This window comes from Peribacillus sp. V2I11, from assembly GCF_030817135.1.
Classification (GTDB): domain Bacteria; phylum Bacillota; class Bacilli; order Bacillales; family DSM-1321; genus Peribacillus; species Peribacillus simplex.
Genome location: NZ_JAUSYW010000001.1, coordinates 812,407 through 831,599, shown reverse-complemented (window position 1 = coordinate 831,599; position 19,193 = coordinate 812,407). Strand labels below are relative to the sequence as shown.

The window sequence follows — 19,193 nt, the reverse complement described above, 5'->3', positions numbered from 1 at the left end:
TAAATAGATTCAAGAAGCATGCACCGTATGCATGACACCTTGGTCTTTTATCAGCGGTAAGCTGATTGTAACGGTTGTACCATTCAGAGGTTTACTTGAAAACCCGATGGTACCGTTAAAAGATTCAATTATTCGTTTACACACAAATAGCCCTAATCCCGTTCCTTCCTTTTTCGATGTATAGAAGGGATCGAACACTTTACCTATATCTTTTTCATTCAGTCCTTGCCCGGTGTCGATGATCATGATTTTAGCCCATTCATTTTCATGGTGAATTCGAATCCTTAACTTTTTCCCAACTTCCATGGCCTCGAAACCGTTTTTGGCAATGTTGAGAATGACTTGTTTGAGTTGGTCCTTTGAACATTGAACCAGGATCGGCTCCTTTATGATATTCCATTCCACTTCAATATTGAAATGACGTGCTTCTGATTCTATTATTGGTCTCAATTCAGCAATGATACTGCGAATATCATATAAGGATAAAGTCTGGGCCATTGGCTTCCCTAAAATCAAAAATTCGCTGACGATACTATCGATCCGTTCAATTTCCTTCATGATGACAGAGTAATAGAACTGATCTTGTTCTTCAGGGTGTTTTTCAACCAGTAACTGCACTAGCCCCTTTATGCCAGTAAGTGGGTTTTTTATTTCATGTGCAGTACTCGCAGCCAATGTACCGACAAAATCTATTTTTTGCCTTTCGTTTAGTAACTTTTGGTTTTTGGTATTTCTACGAACGATCAGTTCCTCCACGATGGTATAAATCATGTGAGTAAAAAAGAAGGTGAAAAAGACAAGCATTAAAAAAACATTCATGTTATTTGTGTTAATCTTGTCGGGCACTTTGATCGACAGTGTCCAATCGACTTCTGCCATAGGAACATCCACCCATGTTGAATGTCCAGTGGATCCGTCGGCATTTATATCTAAGATTCGGGTTTTGTCCTTTGTTTCCAATATAAAGGTATGACCAGGGCTGAGTATTTTTAATGTTTTTTCCATATGATCAAGCCTGATATGTGCCAATAAAAACCCTTGCACTTTTTTATCATGATCCAGAATGGGAGCAAAGATGGAAAAATAATTAAAATCAGGGTTATATAACTCCTTTGTTCCTACAACAACGGCTTTATGAGTTTTTACTGCACGCTCAATATCATTCTGTTCAATTAAATAGTGATGATTGAAATTCTTATTCGTACCTGAAATGGAAACTCCGTCGCGGTTTAGCCAATATACACCGGCATACTTGAAATCTGTATCTTTGATCCATTTCATAAGAAGTTCGGTTTTTTTGTCATCCATATAAAGCACGGAACTGCTAAGGCTAAGCAGCTCAAGGTTTTCCTTTGTTTCTCTGATAACTTGATCTATGTATTCTTGATAAACCGTTCCCGCCCATTCAGCTTGTTCCAGTCTTTCTTTTTGAATGGAACGTTCTAAATGCATCCAATAAATGATAGAGAGAATAATTAATGGTAAAATAACAATAAGTAGATATGTGGTGAATTTATGCCTTGTTTTCATGTTTGTCACTACTTTAGCTTTTTTTTCAAGTATATCAAAATGATTGATTAAACAATAGTGCATACTAACAGGGCAGATTGACAAAAAAGTCTTAATGTCATATAATAACTTTTAATTCAAGATATTTTAATTAAAAATTTTTAAGGTTGTGAAGTCATGGAGAATAGTAACATCCAACAGTCTTTGAAACTGTTCATTGTGATGTCAAGAGCTCATCGATCCATTAATGATGTGGTAAATAAACATATAGCTGAAGAGGGTTTGAATCCAACTGAGTTTGCAGTACTGGAATTGCTTTATCATAAAGGGGATCAGCCTCTTCAGCAAATAGGCGGAAAAATCCTGCTAGCGAGCGGCAGCATTACCTATGTCGTGGATAAACTTGAACAGAAGGAATATCTACAGCGAATAGCATGTAAAGAGGATCGCCGTGTAACCTTTGCAAAAATAACGGATAAAGGAAAGGCCTTTATTGAAGGAGTATTTCCTGAGCACGAAAAAAGAATCGATGATATCATGAGTGTACTTACGCAAGATGAAAAGGCCACCGTGATCGAATTGCTTAAAAAGATTGGGTATTCCGCTCAAAATTAGCTAAAGAACCAGCACCCGGATTTGACTACAGGTGCTGTTTTTTTATGTCTGATAAAACCTGAATTTGTTTCGAGGACATAAAGGTTTTTAATAACGAAGTGGCGAATTATATTATATTACGATAACCGCGATAATGTTGAATTTGTCTTGAAAGCAATTCGATTGGATAACTTTCTCTGGATTATACAGGAAAAAATGTTCTTTATATCGTGAAAAGGAGCGTACATATGAAATTTAATGAGTATGAATATAAACGTCCTGAAATGGATGAAATTAAAACCCGGTTCATGAAAGCTTTGCAAAAGTTTACTGACGCCGCTAATGCTGATGTGCAAATAAAAGCCATGGAAGAAATAAATGAAATTCGAAATTATGTAGGTACGATGATTAATTTGGTCTATATACGGCATTCCATTGATACCAATGATGATTTTTATAAAGCGGAAAATGATTATTTAGATGACTTCTCCCCTGAAATGGAAGAGTTAACCTCGAAATTTTACAATGAACTCGTTCGCTCGAAATATCGTAATGTGCTTGAGGCGAAATGGGGAACTCAACTATTTGACCTGGCAGAGGCCCAACTCAAAACTTTTTCGCCCGAAATCATAACACAGCTGCAAAAAGAAAATAAATTATCAAGTGAATATTCACAATTAATTGCATCTGCAAAAATTCAATTTGATGGAAAAGAATTAACACTTGCGCAGCTTCAGCCTTTTATGGAGTCATCGGACCGCGAGTTAAGGAAAAATGCAAGTCAGGCATATTACGGTTTCTTTGGAGAAAAGCAGGAGGAATTGGATCGTATATTCGATGAACTTGTCAAGGTGAGGCATGGGATTTCGACAGCGCTAGGTTATGGGAATTTCGTGGAACTTGGGTATTATCGAATGACTAGGACTGATTATGATGCTGAAATGGTTGCTGCATTCCGCAAGCAGGTGAAAGAGGAAGTGGTACCGCTTGTCACCCGGCTGAAGGGACGTCAGCGCGAACGTCTTGGATTGGAGAACCTGAACTATTATGATGAGAATTTTCATTTCAGAACGGGTAATGCCATTCCAAAAGGCGATGCTGAATGGATCATCGAAAATGGGAAAAGGATGTACCAGGAGCTTTCGCCTGAAACGAATCAGTTTTTCAACTATATGATAGATAATGACCTGATGGATCTTGTGGCGAAGAAAGGAAAAGAAAGCGGAGGCTATTGTACTTTTATAGAAGACTATAAAGCTCCATTCATCTTTTCTAATTTCAACGGTACTTCCGGGGATATAGATGTTTTGACACATGAGGCAGGTCATGCATTCCAAGTGTATCGCAGCCGTGATCTTGACATTCCTGAGTATTATTGGCCTACATATGAAGCGTGTGAAATCCATTCGATGAGCATGGAATTTTTAACTTGGCCATGGATGGAGCTATTTTTCAAGGAAGATACTGAAAAGTATAAGTTTTCCCATTTAAGCGGTGCCCTCATATTCCTTCCGTATGGGGTAGCTGTTGATGAATTTCAGCATTTTGTCTATGAAAATCCTGATGCCTCCCCCGTTGAAAGAAAGCAGGCTTGGCGTAAGATCGAGATGGAATACTTGCCGCATCGCGATTATGAAGGAAATGAATTCTTGGAGAATGGCGGGTATTGGCAGAGGCAAAGCCACATTTATCAATCACCTTTTTATTATATAGACTATACATTGGCCCAGATTTGTGCTTTCCAATTCTGGAAAAGGTCGACTGAAAAAGATGAAACGGCTTGGGAGGATTATTTGAATCTGTGCCAACTTGGAGGCAGCAAGTCTTTCCTTGATCTCGTTGAATCAGCGAATCTGAAATCCCCATTTGTTGAGGGGACTGTAATGTCCCTAGTGAAGGTGATAGACGAATGGCTCTCCACTGTAGATGATAAGGCATTATGAAATATTAGGCTGTATGATACGAACTGAATACTTGAGAAAACGCTTGGAGATTATTCCAAGCGTTCAGACTGTAGACAAACTCGATGAAAATCGAGTTTGTCTATTTTTATGGCTTGTACAATTTGGACGTTGATTTCCACTCCAGGCACTCGCTTTCCGCGGGCGGTCGGGAAGCCTCCTCGGCTTTCGCCTGCGGGGTCTCCCCTAGACGCGCTTTTCCCGCAGGAGTCTCGTACCTTCCGTTCCAATCAACTTTGTCTTACCTTTTAGATAGAACACTTTTGCCTGGAGTCATTTTTGTTTTAAAATAGAAGTATTAAAACTTGAGGTGATGAGGATGCTTTCTAAACATGATTCTATTCAGCGAGATTACTTTAGATCAACTGGTGCCACCGAACCATTTGGTTCGTAAAATGGAGGCTGCCATTGACTTCACTTTCATTTATGACTTGGTGAAAGATATGTATTCAGAGGTAGGACGCCCAAGTATTGATCCAGTTATTTTAGTTAAACTGACTTTCATTCAATATACCTTCGGTATTCGTTCCATGCGTAAAACGATTGAAGAAGTTGAAACCAATATGGCTTACCGTTGGTTCTTAGGCTATGGTTTCCATGATAAAGTACCTCATTTCTCTACGTTCGGGAAAAATTATGAGCGACGCTTTAAAGATACAGACCTGTTTGAACAGATTTTCTATCGCATTTTAATGACAGCTGCTAATAAAAAGTTAATAAGTGCTGAACACGTTTTCGTGGATTCCACACATGTGAAAGCCAGTGCGAATAAACGGAAATTTGAAAAGAAAATCGTTCGTAAAGAAACACGAGCGTATCAAGGACGTCTTCAAGAAGAAATCAATCAAGATCGTGAAAACCATGGAAAAAAGCCTTTTCCACCAGATAAATTTGATAAAGAAGAGACCAAAGAGATTAAAGAAAGTACAACGGATTCTGAGAGTGGCTACTATGTGAAAGATGAACGAACAAAACAGTTTGCCTATTCATTCCACGCGGCCGCAGACCGCAACGGTTTTGTATTGGGAACGATTGTAACACCTGGAAATACACATGACAGTCAGATCTTAGAGCCACTAGTTGAACAAGTGATTGAGAAAGTTGGAAAACCGGAAGCCGTTGCCGCAGATGCAGCTTATAAAACACCAGCGATTACAAGCTACCTATTTAACAAAGAAATCATACCGGCTTTACCTTATACACGTCCTCGCACCAAAGAAGGATTTTTCCGCAAACAGGACTATGTATACGATGAACATTTTGATTGTTACCTTTGCCCTTCGGGCGAAACTTTAAAGTACTCAACAACAAATAAAGAGGGCTATCGCGAGTACAAATCGCCAAAACAAATTTGTACAACATGCTCATCTTTATCACGGTGTACAGAAAGCAAAGAATATCAAAAAGTGGTGACACGGCATATCTGGCAAACATATGTGGAAGAAGCAGATCATCTGCGTCATCATCAAGATGTAAAACCTATATATGCAAAACGTAAAGAAACGATTGAGCGTGTATTCGCAGATGCAAAAGAAAAGCATGGTATGCGTTGGACTACTTTAAGGGGACTTAAAAAATTGTCGATGCAGGCGATGCTTACTTTCGCTGCCATTAATTTAAAGAAGATGGCCAATTGGACATGGCGAGGTCCAAAAATGGCCTAACATAGTGGGCTCGTAGAGCCCCAATCTCTTAACTTTAGGCGAAAATTCAAAGGGAATTTCAAAAGGGGTTCAGAATTTTTTAATTCCGAACCCCTTTTGTCTACAAACTGAACGCTTGGAGATTATTCCAAGCGTTTTTTTATATCTTTCAACGTTTGGTGTGGGCATGAAAAGTGCTGATTAAGCCTTACAGAGAAATGCACAGGGAGTTTAAGACTACACAATTTGAGAATGTTAGCCCATGAAAAAACAGCCGACGAAAGGAATATTGCTCGGCTTGTCTTAAATGTCTCTTCCTTACATATAAATGTAGGGAGGAGGGGAGAGTATGCTGTCAAGGTGGTCAGGGAGTTTCCAGATTGCAGCGGTTTATGTAGGCACAGTCGTCGGTGCAGGATTTGCAACTGGAAAAGAGATTGTCGAGTTTTTTACCCGTTATGGCTTTTATGGCTTTATCGGGATTTTAATAGCAGGTTATATTTTCATTTTCACTGGAACGAAAATCATGCTCATTTCGGCAAGGATCAGAGCATCTTCTTATGAGGAGTTCAATCAATTTCTTTTTGGCAGGAAAATAGCAGGAATCATCAACATCTTTTTCCTTATCATGCTGTTAGGGGTGACGGCTGTCATGATTTCGGGTTCAGGAGCCGTTTTCGAAGAACAACTCGGCGTGCCTAAAAGTTTAGGAAGTTGGTCTACGATCATACTGGCATCCTTGGTCCTGATGATGGGCATGCGCGGTGTTTTCACTGTGAACTCTTTTGTTGTACCAATCATGATCTGTTTTAGTTTGATCCTTTTTTTCTCGACTTTGGGTAATGGGGATTTCTTTAAGACCCTTACAAAAGTTCCTGATGAAGTGATCACCGTTAAAATGATTTTGTCACCATTTGCCTATACAGCCTTTAACCTTGCTTTGGCACAGGCTGTGCTGGTTCCAGTTGCTTATGAAGTTCGAGATGAGAAGGTCATTAAACATGGTGCAATCCTTGGAGGGATATTCCTAACGATCATTTTATTAACGGGGCATTTTTCACTTATGACACTTACTGACGTGAATAATTATGAAATTCCTTCAGCAGTTATTATGAGAACGGTAGCCAGTCAGTTATATTGGATGTTCATTTTGGTGATTTACGGGGAGATATTCACTTCGGTCATCGGAAACATATATGGATTACAGAGGCAAATCAGCAGTTATATTAAATTGCCAAGCATGCTGATCATAGCGGTGATTTTTTTAATAGCTTTGATCATTAGTGAATTCGGATATGGAAGGTTACTAGGATATATTTATCCGGTTTTTGGATACATAAGCCTCCTTTTTTTAATTCTGGTCTGGAAAAGTAAGGAGGGGAAGGAGTAATGAAGAACCGGGGGCCAGTCCTTAGCCCTCCGTATCAGGGTAAAATGGATGTTCATCCTTTCATCAGCGTCTTAGCCATCACTAGAAAAGCATCCCGGTAATCTCTATCTTTTTTCGTGAATATAGTTAAGCGGACGGGTGCTTTTTCATCCTTGAGCAATATGGAAGTGATCACATCATCCCCACTTTCCACTTCAAAGCCCGTGCCGCCCTCGACATCAAGTGAAGGATCCCTAATCGTTTCTGAAATGCTTTTCAGCTGGGCTTGAACATTTTTTTCCACCTCATCCCAATTGACATCGGCCTTCAACAATTCGACTCTCATATAAATGGAGTCATCTTCAGTCAGGAACACAATATCCTTTCCAGGTTCTTCGGTACTTAATCTGAATTGTTGCAAAACATAGAGGCTGAACGGTTGATTATCACTTTTTTTTAGGAAGGCCGTTTTTTTTATTGCTTCCCCGTTAATTGTATACTGCAGGTTTTGCTCCATCAGTCTTACTTTGTTATCACTTCGGTCATTGCGATTATCTCCTTGAGAAGTATTACCTTCGTTCCCCTCTTTTACTGAATCTTCCTGTGGCTCATCTGCAATTTCGTCTGTGGCCGTACCGCAGCCAGTCAGAAGAAAAGCGGCAAATGTGACACAGCCAATATAACGTGTCCAACTAGTCATGTGTTTCCCTCATCTTTCTGTTAGAAATTCCAATCTGAATTTGGATATACCTGCTTTCACATACAGGTGTTTTGCCCTTTAATGAATTAGACGGAATGAAATGGAAATGGTTACAAAAGGCGGGAGAATCAATTCGCACGATTGCTATAAAGTGAAAAATGGAATGGTCATCTAGTAACCATTCCGTTTGAGTACATTGAATTATCCTATGATTCTATAATTTTTATGGTTGACGACTGTTTTCTGTTCAAGTTCCAAATCACGATAATTTTCCATATACGTGACGTCCACGATTACTGAGTTCTCGTTCACTTTCTCGACGATTCCTTTTAAGCCTTCTCTAAATTCAATGATATTTCCAACTTCCGCTTTTTTCATGGTAATCATCCTTTCCCATTTTGTTTCCAATGATCAAAAAGTAACTATGGAGTAATTGGATTATTCGAACATCTTGCGGTTTAGATTTTGACGTGGGAAGTGCTAGTAAGAGAATTAGTTATCTCTTATGTCGGTACAGTAAGCTAAACTTTTAAAGGAAGGTGCAATTCTTAAAATGGAGCAATTGTAATGATTGGCATAATTTGGTATACCTTGCAAACGCAGTTATGCATACCATTATGTAATTCTATGTACAAAAAATGCCAATCATTTTACATTATGATATTTTACTATACAGTTTGCACTATTTTAAAGCATTCGTAAAGAATAATGTAGCAAGTGGGCCTCAAAAAGTTCTGATTTATATTAAGTGGCAAGCTTATGTTAAAATGATAACGGAATTTCTCCTGTCTGAATATGATGGAACATTTTATAATTAAGGAGGATATATGATGAATGCAGAAGAAGCAAAAGATGTACTCGATAAACTGGCAAATCGTGAAATGGATGAGTTCCGGATAACAAAAGAAGAATTTTTAGCTTTTCGTGAGGTTCTTGTTAAAAGGGCAGACTTTAAACATTTCCGGGGGAATGCTCAACATAACGGTGTGATAATTTATACGTATTTAGAAGAAGCGAGAAGTTGATGGATGTATATTCTTGGGGGTGGCTCATGATTGAGCCACCCTAATTATTTATAATGGAAAAATCAATTGTTTCCTTAATTTATTTAAAGCGGACCTTCTCCATGATTTGACGGCTGCTGCAGTAACTTGATATATCTCAGCGATTTTTATTTTCCAGGTATGTCTGTAAAAGCCAGCGTTGCTGATTCAGTGTCAATCCTTCCATGTAGGTTAAGATATTATCGATGGCAAAGGTCTCTTCATGCATTGAAAAAGGATCCTTAATGTCTAATATGAAGGAATCAAAGGGTTCGGTGCGGATTTCATATTTATGATGATGCTTTAATTCGTTCAGAATTTTGCCTTTGATTACCGTGTAGGCATAGTTGGAGAATTGTCCGTATTCCTCATTGAAATTCCTAAATGACTCCCATAAAGCAATCAAGCCTACTTGAAAATATTCTTCCTTATTTTTATAGATGGAAAGTGAGCGGATAATATGATGGATCATCGGAGTGAATTCCTTCGTTAGTGCTGAGAAATCTTCCATTAAGCATGTCACCTTTAGAAAGTGCACTTTCCTGTATTCCCGGGTGCTTCTACCATAAATAAATCGATCGGATATAGCCAAATGGCATTACGGAAAGATGGAGGGAATAAAAAGGGGGGTTAAGGGAGCTAAAGAGAATCTTATAGAAGGAAAAAAAGGGGAATTCAAGTAATGTTGAATGTGGGGGTGGCCAAATGAAGAAACACATCCTGGTATTGGATGTGCCGAAACAATTCACTCGTTCTTCTTTTGGTTTTTTCTCTTCATTCAATGTAAAGCCATATATCATGAAGATGTGTTTAGACTGTAGACAAAGAGTGCGATTTGCCTACAGTTTTTTCTTTAAAAAACGTTTTCGGTGTTTTTAGAAATACGCTCCCTTTCCGCCGACTGTCTGCCAAGCCTCCACGCTGCAAGCATCTGCAGGGTCTCGGCCAGCCAGTTATTCGGCAGGAGTGTCGCAAATTTCTTCAATCCAATTTAAAACAGCAAGCTAGTCTTGTTTAAAAATCATGGTTCGGGATGAGACCATTCCGCCCCCCCTTTTGTCGACAAACTGTACACATGAAGATGTGTTATTTTTCTTTTTTTAGATGACTTTTCCCTGCCATTCAATGAAATCATCATTTAGTTAAAACGTCAGCAATAGCTCAAAGTCAACGATCATATGGAGATCCAGATTAGTATCAAGAATGGCCGTAGTCCCAGTTTGGCTTACACTTTTACTATTTGAAAAAACCAGGAAGGGGGGGAATCAGTAACGAAATGCTTCATACCTGTTGTATTTCGTTTTTAATTGTGATTTCCGAAGCGGGCATATGATTAAACCATTGTATTTGTTAACTTTGCGATTTTCGGAATCCAGCATCCTGTGCGTCTTGTTCGGTACAAAACATTTCTTCTGGTTTCGTTATTTCGTAATATTGGCCCGAAGGAATGTGATAAATTTTATTGCCTTTAGAGTTAATATTCCCTTTAATTTGCGGGTTATTGCAAGACCCGGTGGGCTTTTCCACTGATGCTTCTTTTGACTTCGAATCATCAAACCCTTTTGAAGTTGCATAGTTTTCAATTGACCAAATACCGATTTCGTCTTTTTGGGCTTGTTTCTGAATATTTTCCAATTCATCAAGATATTTCGTGTTCGGTGCATAAACATAGGCTACCCTGGCCAGTCCCTTTTCAAGCAGGAGTTTATTCACCATTTTACCATCAACATAAAAATAGGCCAGCAGCCGGCCATATTTATCTCTTTCACCTATGCCGGTTTCTACTTCCACTTTTGAACCCGCAGGCATTAGTTCCTTGGTGAATTTGCTTGCTTCAGGTCCAAAAGGCTGCACGGGCTTGGATGGGTGCACGGTTTCTGGAGTATCTATCAAAAGGAGCCTGACCGTTTCTTCATTTCCATTAGCCAATTTGATTTTTATTGTATCTCCGTCAACAACTTTGATGATCTCGGCTGTGAATGTCTTGCCTTTTTCTTCATTTGAAGAATCCGCACTGGATGGGATGTCTTCGTTGGAAATTGAATCTTCCTGTTTGAATTGATCAATCAGGTTATCTGATGCTGCCTGGCAGCCAGATAACGTGATCAGGCAAAGAGCAGTCAGAAGAAAAACATTCAGGTAAGAATGTAAAAAGGAATTTCCGTTCATGATAAGTCCCTCCATTTATTAAGGTGTTTTCCACGTCCGTCATGGATATATTCGGCAGGAATAATACTAACCTATAAAAAAGCGAAAGAAAATGAAAATCATTGAAATTTTTACATGTATCGCTACCCCATATCATTATAGTTTCTTATAATGATATGGTGGAGTAAGGGGGCAGGCGTGAAAAATGATATTTAGGCTTGAAAATATTAGGTATAAAGGGATCCTGAAAATTGAAGATTTGAAAATTTCCGCTTGTATGGTTACTTGCCTGACTGGGGAAAGCGGCGCAGGAAAAACCTCACTGCTCCGATTGTTGAACAGGATGGATGACCCGGATAGCGGTTCAATCTATTATCGGGATCAGTTGCTGGATAAATTCAACCCGATAGAGCTCCGGCGTAAAGTTACAATGCTTTCTCAGTCACCGTTCACTTTACCGGGTACGATTGAAGAAAATCTTCAGATTGGCCTGGAATTGACAGAACGGGAAAAAAAGGATAAAGCCGAATTAGTTAAAGCACTTGAAACCGTCCAGTTGCAGAAGTCTTTAGACGAGGGGGCGGAAAATCTTTCTGGCGGGGAGAAACAGAGGCTGGCACTAGCGAGGTTACTTTTATTGAAACCCGAGGTGTATTTACTGGATGAGCCGACTTCAGCTCTTGATGAGGAAGCCGAGTTGACGGTCATGAGCCGTTTTTTAGAAGAAGTAAAGCGGGAAAGGGGAACGGTCATCATGATAACTCATTCAAAACAGCTTGCGGAAATATGTGCTGAGAAGAGAATCGTTCTGAAAAAGGCGAAGGAGGGTGACTATTAATGGAGGCGAATGGGATAATAGATATTGAGTTCTGGCGTCTTTGTGCGGCCTACGTCTTTGTAGTAATTCTGCTCATAATCGTGAAATGGCGGGGGATTTCGCGGGAAAAGCAAATCATGCTCGCTACAGTACGGATGACGGTCCAACTCATTCTCGCCGGCTATGTTTTGACATATATCTTTAAAAATCCCCACCCTTTACTTTCTTTAGGGTTTTTATGTGCGATGGCCCTCTTTTCCATCCATAATATTTTTAAGCAAGTGTCCCACACACTTAATAAGAAAATCAAAAGGATGGTTATCCTAAGTATGTTGTCAGGTCCCATGGCTGCCTTGTTTTATTTTAATGTGGTCGTGATCCATTTCACGCCATGGTATGAACCGAGGTATTTCATTCCAATTGCAGGGATGATCGTAGGGAATGCCATGACTGGAGTGACATTGGCGCTTAAAAACCTCCATGATGGGATTAGCAGTAATCGTGAAAAGGTAGAAGCGATGCTGATGCTTGGAGCGACTCCGGCGAGGGCTGTGAAGAAATATGTGGATGCTGCATTCGACTCGGCAGTGCTCCCGACTTTGAACAATATGCTCGGGATGGGGATTATCTTCCTTCCAGGAATGATGACAGGGCAAATCCTGTCGGGAATAAGCCCGCTCATAGCGATTGAGTACCAGATTGCGATACTGATCGGGATTCTCGGAAGTGTTTCATTAACGGTGGTCCTTTTCATCATGCTGAGTTTCAGGGCTTTTTTTACCAAAAATGCACAGCTGTCCATTTAATCATTGAAGAATCTGAAAAGTAATAGTTGCAGTTCCATCTATATTTTTGTACTATTTTGTAGGTACCAATAGTTTTGGTTTGTTTGTTGGGAATGATAATGCTATCCTGATAAGGAAAAGGGCATTTCTTTTTCATTTCTTTCTTGATTGGATGGAGAAAACCCCTTACATAACCTATTTTGTTAATTTATCTTAAAGGAGATTGATTTATATGGTAGAAAAAACATTTACAGTAACTGCAGAAACAGGAATTCACGCTCGCCCGGCTACATTGCTTGTACAGGCTGCAGGAAAATTTGATTCAGAAATAAACCTTGCTTATAAAGAGAAAAAAGTGAACCTTAAGTCCATTATGGGCGTAATGTCACTAGGTATTGGCAAAGGGGCGGAAATTACGATTTCTGCTGAAGGAAGCGATGAAAATGATGCACTAAACACACTTGCTGAAACGTTGAACAGAGAAGGATTGGCAGAATAATGTCCACTTTGATTAGTGGAATAGCCGCTTCAAACGGAATAGCCATCGCTAAAGCCTATCGACTTACTGAGCCAGACTTATCGATTGAAAAAAGAAGCATAGAAGATGTCGGGGCGGAAATATCCCGTTTTAAGGAAGCTATTCAAAAGTCAACAAATGAATTGGAGATAATCAGGGATAAAGCCGAAAAGGATTTAGGGGCGGATAAAGCCGCTATCTTTGACGCACACCTGCTTGTTTTGGCTGATCCGGAACTTATCACTCCAATTCAGGATAAAATACAATCGGAAAACGTCAACGCTGAGTTTTCCTTAAATGAAACCGCAAGCATGTTCATTACGATGTTTGAACAAATGGATAATGAATACATGAAAGAACGTGCAGCGGATATCCGTGATGTTACGAAACGGGTGCTGTCACATCTTTTAGGTGTTCATATTCCAAATCCGAGCATGATTGCTGAAGAAGTGATCATCATTGCGGAGGATTTGACCCCATCCGATACAGCACAGTTGAATCCGGCATATGTCAAAGGATTTACGACCGATATCGGTGGACGTACATCCCATTCAGCTATAATGGCACGTTCTTTGGAAATTCCAGCAGTCGTTGGAACGAAGTCAGTGACCTCGTCCATCGAAAATGGTGACTTGGTCATCATTGACGGGTTAAAGGGTGAAGTTCACATCAATCCTACTCCTGAACTCGTGAAACGCTACGAAGAGGAACAGGAAGCCTATGCTATGCAAAAGGCTGAGTGGGCGAAACTGGTTCATGAACAAACCGTTACAAATGATGGTCATCATGTGGAATTGGCAGCCAATATTGGTACACCGAAAGATCTGGAGGGCGTACATCAAAATGGCGGTGAAGGCATCGGGTTATATCGTACGGAATTTCTTTATATGGGCAGAAATGACTTTCCAAGTGAAGAAGAACAGTTCGAGGCATATAAAGCGGTGCTCGAAGGAATGTCAGGTAAGCCTGTAGTCGTCAGAACGCTTGATATAGGCGGAGATAAGGAGTTGCCTTATTTAGAGCTTCCTAAGGAAATGAATCCTTTCCTTGGATACCGTGCGATTCGCCTTTGCTTAAATGAGCAGGAGATTTTCCGGACTCAGCTCCGTGCCTTGCTTCGTGCAAGCATTTACGGAGATTTGAAAATCATGTTCCCAATGATTGCCACACTAGCTGAATTCCGTGAAGCTAAAGCCGTCTTGGCTGAAGTTAGACAGGAATTGCTTGATAATGGTGTTCAAGTTGCTGAAAAAATTGAAGTCGGAATCATGGTTGAAATCCCTTCAACTGCAGTGATGGCTGATATTTTTGCTAAGGAAGTCGATTTCTTCAGCATAGGCACTAATGACTTGATCCAGTATACGATGGCCGCTGATCGAATGAATGAGAGAGTATCTTATTTATATCAACCATACAATCCAGCGATTTTACGCCTGGTTAAAATGGTCATAGATGCTGCGCATAAAGAAGGGAAATGGGCAGGGATGTGCGGGGAAATGGCTGGAGATGAAGTGGCTATCCCGATTTTGATCGGATTGGGACTTGATGAGTTCTCAATGAGTGCCACTTCGATTTTAAGAGCACGTTCTTTAATTAGCCAACTTTCGCTTGAAGATATGAAAAAACTATCTCAGGAAGTTTTAGGGCTGGATACGAATGATAATGTGAAAGAAGCGGTACTTAACGCTTTGAAGAAATAAATAAATGAGAAAAACGCACCCCATCCACAGAACCTTGGATGGGGTGCTGTCCTGTATTCTTGCTTGATTATTTGAGAAAAAATGTTTATTGCACCAAAATGGGGGTAAATAAAAAGCAAGCACAGTTGTTTTAGCTCTATTAGGGCAGCTGACATTCTCATTTCCCCCTTTGACGCCGGTTGGGTTATCCAACCGGCTATTTTTGTGCGCCCGGCATGGGTGCAATCTATAGGGTGAAAGTCCCGAACCATGAAGGCAGTAGTAGTGGTTAGCTTAATGCAAGGGTGTCCACGGTGACGTGGAATCTGAAGGAAGCAAGCGGCAAACCTCCGGTCTGAGGAACACGAACTTCATATAAGGCTAGGTATCATTGGATGAGTTTGCGAAACAAAACAAAGTCCTTACTGCCGAAGGTGGTACAGAGTAAATGAAGCAGATAGATGGAGGGAAAGATTGCACTCTTACCCGGGGAGGTCTGATGACAGCCAAGTACACTTGGTAACCTGTCCAGTGATGGACAGCTGAATCATCAGAAATCAGCAGAGGTCATAGTACTTGTCTACTCGAGAAGATAAGGAAGGACCGAACAGATTAAGGAGGATGAATACTAGGCGTTCGTTATCTGCAAAGAAGCAAACAATTCCTAACGGAACTTATTTGAAGGAAGAAGTGGTGAATACACGGGGAACTTCAAAAGGGTGGAGCAGATAAAGGCACAAATAGACCATTTATCCACGTAGAAAGGATATCAACGATGTTAATGGAACAGATACTAGAGAGGGAAAACTTAATACAGGCATTGAAGCGTGTAGAAAGAAATAAGGGAAGCCATGGTGTAGATGGAATGCCGGTTCAAAACCTGAGACCGCACCTCGTAACCGAATGGTACAACATGAAAACTGCCCTTTTACAGGGTACCTATCAACCGCAGCCCGTCCGTCGTATCGAAATCCCGAAACCAAACGGCGGAGTTCGGCTATTGGGTATTCCAACCGTTCTAGACCGTTTCATTCAACAAGCCATTGCCCAAATATTGACCAAGATATATGACTCAACCTTTTCGGAGAATAGCTATGGATTTCGCCCTAACAAACAGGGGCACCAGGCGGTTCGAAAGGCAAAGTCCTATATAACCGAAGGTTATACATGGGTAGTGGATATGGACTTGGAGAAGTTCTTCGATAAAGTGAATCATGACAAGCTCATGGGAATGTTAGAGCGGAAAATTGAAGATAAACGAGTTCTCAAACTGATTCGTAAATTCCTTCAAGCAGGCATTATGATAGGCGGACTTTTTCATAAAAGTGAGGAGGGAACTCCGCAAGGAGGTCCGTTAAGTCCTTTATTATCTAATATCATGTTAGACGAGTTAGATAAAGAACTAGAGAAACGCAATCTTCGATTCGTAAGGTATGCGGATGACAGTACTATCTTTGTGAAGACACGAAAAGCCGCCAAACGTGCAATGGGAAATATCTCAAGCTTCATTGAAAATAAACTGAAGCTAAAGGTCAACTACGAGAAGTCGAAGTATGATCGCCCTTGGAACAGAACGTTTCTCGGTTTTAGTTTCACGAAGTCAAAGAAGAACCGAAGGTTCTACTGGCTAAACAAACGGTGAAGAGAGTAAAGAAACGAATCAGGGAAATGACCTCGAGAAAATTACCGATACCCATGAAACTCCGAATAAATAAGTTAAAGCAATACCTTAGAGGTTGGATGGGGTATTTCGCCCTCATTGATACTCCGAACGTATTGAAGAATTTAGATTCATGGATTCGAAGAAGACTCAGGATGTGTCTATGGAAGCAATGGAAATTGCCAAGAACGAGGGTGAGGAAACTCAAAGGATTAGGCGTCCCATTTGGAAAAGCATATGAATGGGGAAATAGCAGAAAGGGTTATTGGCGCATAGCGCATAGTCCTATTCTAGACAAAACCCTTAATAATGTTTATTGGCTCCATCATGGGTTAGTAAATCTATATGAACGATATACAAAACTACGTCAGACTTAAACTGAACCGCCGTATACCGAACGGTATGTACGGTGGTGTGAGAGGTCGGAGGCTAGGCGCCTCCTCCTACTCGATTGTGAATAAAAAAATCACAAGAATGATTATTCAGATTTTTCACTTTACGGTTATGACGATATAATGGAATTATAATTTTAAGAAAATGGAGGTTAAATATTATATGGAATTACATTTGGAAAAGAAAAATGCTTTGATTTTAGCTTCAAGTCAAGGTTTGGGGAAGGCTATGGCGGCTGAATTGGTTAAAGAAGGAGCAAATGTCATGCTAGCCAGCCGTGATGGAGAAAAGCTTGCAGCGGTGCAAAGGGAATTATCGCTGCTTGGGGCGGGTAAAGTATCTTATATGGTAACGGATATAACTAAAGCTGAAGATATTAAAAACTTGGTTGGACAAACTGCTAAAGAGTTCGGCGGTATCGACATTCTTATTAATAACGCAGGAGGTCCTCCAGGAGGTTCATTTTTAGATTTCAACGATGAAGAATGGCAACAATCTTTCGAACTTAATTTACTAAGCTTCATAAGGACGATCCGTGAGAGCTTGCCACATTTAAAAAAACAGGGCGGGAAAATCGTTAATATTGCTTCTTCATCCATTAAGGAACCGATTCCAGGATTGATTTTATCGAATACATTCCGGACTGCAATCGTTGGATTGTCAAAGACGTTAGCTTCAGAATTAGCACCAGACCGGATTTTGATCAATACAGTTGGACCAGGAAGAATCGCAACGGACCGCGTTCAGCACCTTGATAAAATGAATGCAGAGAAACAAGGCGTCACTCCTGAGGAGATGACTGAACAATCCATTAAAAAAATTCCACTTGGCCGTTATGGGGAACCCGAGGAATTTGCAAAGTTCGTTACTTTCCTTGTTTCAGGTGCCAATACATATTTAACGGGGCAGTCCTATTTAGTTGACGGAGGAATGATAAAGTCCATTTAAGGATTTTTGAAACAAAATGATTGGGAGGAATCTGCAGTGATACAGTCGAACAACGTGATCGGCTTCATAGGTTTAGGAGTTATGGGAAAAAGCATGGCCGCAAATCTACTTAAGGCGGGATTTGAGGTATTTGTATATACAAGGACGAAAGATAAGGCAAGTGAACTGCTATCACAGGGTGCGAAGTGGGCATCTGCACCAAAGGAAATTGCGCAGAAAGCTAATGTGATCATTTCCATGGTAGGATACCCTAGTGATGTGGAAGAAATCTATCTTGGGGAAAATGGGCTTATCGAGAACGGGAAACAAGGAACCCATTTAATCGATATGACGACCTCCACTCCATCTTTGGCAGTGGAAATAGCAGAGGAAGCCAAGAAAAGAGGCATGGAATCATTGGATGCACCGGTTTCAGGAGGAGATATCGGTGCTCGTGATGCAAAGCTTACGATCATGGTCGGCGGGTCAAGTGAGGCATTTGAAGCGGTTCTGCCCATTTTTGATATCATAGGCAGCAATGTTATCCATCAAGGCCCGGCTGGCTCAGGACAGCATACGAAAATGTGCAATCAAATAGCCATTGCATCTAATATGATTGGAGTGACTGAAGCGATTTCCTATGCCAAAAAGGCGGGGTTGGATCCGGAACGGGTTTTAAGAAGCATATCATCGGGTTCTGCCGGAAGCTGGTCACTGTCCAACCTTGCACCGCGGATGGTTGAAGGGGATTTTGAACCTGGTTTTTATATCAAGCATTTTATCAAGGATATGAAGATTGCACTTGATGAAGCGGAAAGAATGGGAATGGACGCTCCTGGATTAAGCCTGAGCAAATCCCTATACGAGGGGCTGGCAAAAGCTGGCGAGGAAAATAGCGGTACACAGGCATTATATAAACATTATAATTAAGTGCTAGCATTTCTTTATCATGAATAAGCTGATAGCGACAGCCTTTACAAAAAGGAGTGAAAGCTATGGGCGAATTCGATGATATCAATATGAAATTCCAGGAATTAGAAGATGGTCGATATATTGTAAGGATAGAAGGTTTTAAAAGAGAAAGAACCGTTCATCAAACAAAGCCCATTCGTTGGGATCTGAAATTAATGAATGAAAGTCCGCTAATCTTGCCGGTGAAATTCAGTCATATCGAAACGAATGCCGGTTTTCAGATCCTGATGCGCGAATTGAAGAGTTTAGGTTTTTCAAAGCCGCGCTCCGCAAAGGAATTTGAAGAAGTGATGGCTGATTTACTTGGGTCCATCGTTGAAGTGAGCCTTACCACGACAAATAAGGAAGAAGGATATCGGGAAATTCGTTTTTTACGGAGATTGTATTAATTGACTGGCTTGGTGAAAAACCTTCGGTAGCCTGACATCTTTGAAAATAGGAAATGGCCTTCAATTGTTCATTCAATTGAAGGCCAT

At 40.4% G+C, this 19,193-nt stretch carries 18 protein-coding genes and 1 pseudogene; 14 read left to right on the top strand and 5 right to left on the bottom strand.

The window, feature by feature from the left end:
- Positions 1 to 9: 9 nt before the first annotated feature.
- The gene (locus tag QFZ73_RS03990; RefSeq protein WP_307263229.1) at positions 10 to 1,530 is read right to left on the bottom strand and encodes an ATP-binding protein; all 1,521 of its coding nucleotides are present in this window, start codon (positions 1,528 to 1,530) and stop codon (positions 10 to 12) included.
- 156 nt (positions 1,531 to 1,686) lie between these two features.
- Here QFZ73_RS03990 and QFZ73_RS03985 point away from each other — a divergent pair, with 156 nt between their 5' ends.
- The 4 genes from QFZ73_RS03985 (at position 1,687) to QFZ73_RS03970 (ending at position 7,097) form a co-directional block, all read left to right on the top strand.
- Complete coding sequence (locus QFZ73_RS03985) at positions 1,687 to 2,124, top strand: MarR family winged helix-turn-helix transcriptional regulator (RefSeq protein WP_096338325.1); 438 nt, start codon at positions 1,687 to 1,689, stop codon at positions 2,122 to 2,124.
- A 227-nt stretch (positions 2,125 to 2,351) separates the two neighbouring features.
- A complete protein-coding gene (locus QFZ73_RS03980; protein WP_251427491.1) occupies positions 2,352 to 4,046 on the top strand; it encodes a M3 family oligoendopeptidase in 1,695 nt (564 codons plus the stop codon).
- A gap of 350 nt (positions 4,047 to 4,396) precedes the next feature.
- Positions 4,397 to 5,728 carry an IS1182 family transposase gene (locus QFZ73_RS03975; protein WP_373458907.1) on the top strand — a complete coding sequence of 444 codons (1,332 nt, stop codon included), beginning with the start codon at positions 4,397 to 4,399 and terminating at the stop codon, positions 5,726 to 5,728.
- A gap of 328 nt (positions 5,729 to 6,056) precedes the next feature.
- Positions 6,057 to 7,097 carry a YkvI family membrane protein gene (locus QFZ73_RS03970; protein ID WP_251427495.1) on the top strand — a complete coding sequence of 347 codons (1,041 nt, stop codon included), beginning with the start codon at positions 6,057 to 6,059 and terminating at the stop codon, positions 7,095 to 7,097.
- A 52-nt stretch (positions 7,098 to 7,149) separates the two neighbouring features.
- Here the strand turns inward: QFZ73_RS03970 and QFZ73_RS03965 are convergent, their stop codons facing one another.
- Both QFZ73_RS03965 and QFZ73_RS03960 read right to left on the bottom strand, forming a co-directional pair.
- Positions 7,150 to 7,776 carry a hypothetical protein gene (locus QFZ73_RS03965; protein WP_307263221.1) on the bottom strand — a complete coding sequence of 209 codons (627 nt, stop codon included), beginning with the start codon at positions 7,774 to 7,776 and terminating at the stop codon, positions 7,150 to 7,152.
- A 201-nt stretch (positions 7,777 to 7,977) separates the two neighbouring features.
- Positions 7,978 to 8,154, bottom strand: coding sequence for a YkvS family protein (locus QFZ73_RS03960; protein ID WP_251427499.1), 177 nt, complete (start codon positions 8,152 to 8,154; stop codon positions 7,978 to 7,980).
- Positions 8,155 to 8,606: 452 nt separating this feature from the next.
- On the opposite strand from QFZ73_RS03960, the gene QFZ73_RS03955 reads away from it, so the two are divergent.
- The gene (locus QFZ73_RS03955) at positions 8,607 to 8,801 is read left to right on the top strand and encodes a hypothetical protein (protein WP_251427502.1); all 195 of its coding nucleotides are present in this window, start codon (positions 8,607 to 8,609) and stop codon (positions 8,799 to 8,801) included.
- Positions 8,802 to 8,937: 136 nt separating this feature from the next.
- Here the strand turns inward: QFZ73_RS03955 and QFZ73_RS03950 are convergent, their stop codons facing one another.
- A complete protein-coding gene (locus QFZ73_RS03950; protein ID WP_307263215.1) occupies positions 8,938 to 9,330 on the bottom strand; it encodes a sigma-70 family RNA polymerase sigma factor in 393 nt (130 codons plus the stop codon).
- Positions 9,331 to 10,169: 839 nt separating this feature from the next.
- Positions 10,170 to 10,988 (bottom strand): thermonuclease family protein, encoded by an 819-nt coding sequence (locus QFZ73_RS03945; RefSeq protein WP_251427508.1) that lies wholly within the window; start codon positions 10,986 to 10,988, stop codon positions 10,170 to 10,172.
- A gap of 184 nt (positions 10,989 to 11,172) precedes the next feature.
- Here QFZ73_RS03945 and QFZ73_RS03940 point away from each other — a divergent pair, with 184 nt between their 5' ends.
- The 9 genes and pseudogenes from QFZ73_RS03940 to QFZ73_RS03900 all read left to right on the top strand — a co-directional run bounded on the left by QFZ73_RS03940 (position 11,173) and on the right by QFZ73_RS03900 (position 19,106).
- On the top strand, positions 11,173 to 11,805 hold the full coding sequence (locus QFZ73_RS03940; protein WP_307263210.1) for an ABC transporter ATP-binding protein: 633 nt from the start codon (positions 11,173 to 11,175) through the stop codon (positions 11,803 to 11,805).
- Positions 11,805 to 12,590: an ABC transporter permease gene (locus tag QFZ73_RS03935; RefSeq protein WP_307263206.1), complete on the top strand. Its 786-nt coding sequence runs from the start codon at positions 11,805 to 11,807 to the stop codon at positions 12,588 to 12,590. Before QFZ73_RS03940 ends, QFZ73_RS03935 begins: the two co-directional genes overlap by 1 nt.
- Positions 12,591 to 12,801: 211 nt before the next feature.
- Positions 12,802 to 13,068, top strand: a complete 267-nt coding sequence (locus tag QFZ73_RS03930; RefSeq protein WP_034314127.1) for a phosphocarrier protein HPr — start codon at positions 12,802 to 12,804, stop codon at positions 13,066 to 13,068.
- Positions 13,068 to 14,786 carry a phosphoenolpyruvate--protein phosphotransferase gene (gene ptsP / locus QFZ73_RS03925; RefSeq protein ID WP_307263202.1) on the top strand — a complete coding sequence of 573 codons (1,719 nt, stop codon included), beginning with the start codon at positions 13,068 to 13,070 and terminating at the stop codon, positions 14,784 to 14,786. The genes QFZ73_RS03930 and ptsP overlap by 1 nt, the downstream gene beginning before the upstream one ends.
- 555 nt (positions 14,787 to 15,341) lie before the next feature.
- The gene (locus QFZ73_RS03920; RefSeq protein WP_307263198.1) at positions 15,342 to 15,497 is read left to right on the top strand and encodes a hypothetical protein; all 156 of its coding nucleotides are present in this window, start codon (positions 15,342 to 15,344) and stop codon (positions 15,495 to 15,497) included.
- Between the two features lie 43 nt (positions 15,498 to 15,540).
- A pseudogene (gene ltrA, locus QFZ73_RS03915) lies at positions 15,541 to 16,802 on the top strand (group II intron reverse transcriptase/maturase).
- A gap of 178 nt (positions 16,803 to 16,980) precedes the next feature.
- On the top strand, positions 16,981 to 17,766 hold the full coding sequence (locus QFZ73_RS03910; protein WP_307263195.1) for an SDR family oxidoreductase: 786 nt from the start codon (positions 16,981 to 16,983) through the stop codon (positions 17,764 to 17,766).
- Positions 17,767 to 17,772: 6 nt separating this feature from the next.
- A complete protein-coding gene (locus QFZ73_RS03905; RefSeq protein WP_307263193.1) occupies positions 17,773 to 18,675 on the top strand; it encodes an NAD(P)-dependent oxidoreductase in 903 nt (300 codons plus the stop codon).
- Between the two features lie 65 nt (positions 18,676 to 18,740).
- A complete protein-coding gene (locus tag QFZ73_RS03900) occupies positions 18,741 to 19,106 on the top strand; it encodes a hypothetical protein (RefSeq protein WP_251427525.1) in 366 nt (121 codons plus the stop codon).
- Positions 19,107 to 19,193 lie beyond the last annotated feature (87 nt).

Bases quoted from the DNA above. Each gene is read 5' to 3' on its own strand.
- QFZ73_RS03990 (WP_307263229.1), bottom strand. From the start codon at position 1,530: ATGAAAACAAGGCATAAATTCACCACATATCTACTTATTGTTATTTTA.
- QFZ73_RS03985 (WP_096338325.1), top strand. From the start codon at position 1,687: ATGGAGAATAGTAACATCCAACAGTCTTTGAAACTGTTCATTGTGATG.
- QFZ73_RS03980 (WP_251427491.1), top strand. From the start codon at position 2,352: ATGAAATTTAATGAGTATGAATATAAACGTCCTGAAATGGATGAAATT.
- QFZ73_RS03975 (WP_373458907.1), top strand. From the start codon at position 4,397: ATGATTCTATTCAGCGAGATTACTTTAGATCAACTGGTGCCACCGAAC.
- QFZ73_RS03970 (WP_251427495.1), top strand. From the start codon at position 6,057: ATGCTGTCAAGGTGGTCAGGGAGTTTCCAGATTGCAGCGGTTTATGTA.
- QFZ73_RS03965 (WP_307263221.1), bottom strand. From the start codon at position 7,776: ATGACTAGTTGGACACGTTATATTGGCTGTGTCACATTTGCCGCTTTT.
- QFZ73_RS03960 (WP_251427499.1), bottom strand. From the start codon at position 8,154: ATGAAAAAAGCGGAAGTTGGAAATATCATTGAATTTAGAGAAGGCTTA.
- QFZ73_RS03955 (WP_251427502.1), top strand. From the start codon at position 8,607: ATGAATGCAGAAGAAGCAAAAGATGTACTCGATAAACTGGCAAATCGT.
- QFZ73_RS03950 (WP_307263215.1), bottom strand. From the start codon at position 9,330: ATGGAAGATTTCTCAGCACTAACGAAGGAATTCACTCCGATGATCCAT.
- QFZ73_RS03945 (WP_251427508.1), bottom strand. From the start codon at position 10,988: ATGAACGGAAATTCCTTTTTACATTCTTACCTGAATGTTTTTCTTCTG.
- QFZ73_RS03940 (WP_307263210.1), top strand. From the start codon at position 11,173: ATGATATTTAGGCTTGAAAATATTAGGTATAAAGGGATCCTGAAAATT.
- QFZ73_RS03935 (WP_307263206.1), top strand. From the start codon at position 11,805: ATGGAGGCGAATGGGATAATAGATATTGAGTTCTGGCGTCTTTGTGCG.
- QFZ73_RS03930 (WP_034314127.1), top strand. From the start codon at position 12,802: ATGGTAGAAAAAACATTTACAGTAACTGCAGAAACAGGAATTCACGCT.
- ptsP (WP_307263202.1), top strand. From the start codon at position 13,068: ATGTCCACTTTGATTAGTGGAATAGCCGCTTCAAACGGAATAGCCATC.
- QFZ73_RS03910 (WP_307263195.1), top strand. From the start codon at position 16,981: ATGGAATTACATTTGGAAAAGAAAAATGCTTTGATTTTAGCTTCAAGT.
- QFZ73_RS03900 (WP_251427525.1), top strand. From the start codon at position 18,741: ATGGGCGAATTCGATGATATCAATATGAAATTCCAGGAATTAGAAGAT.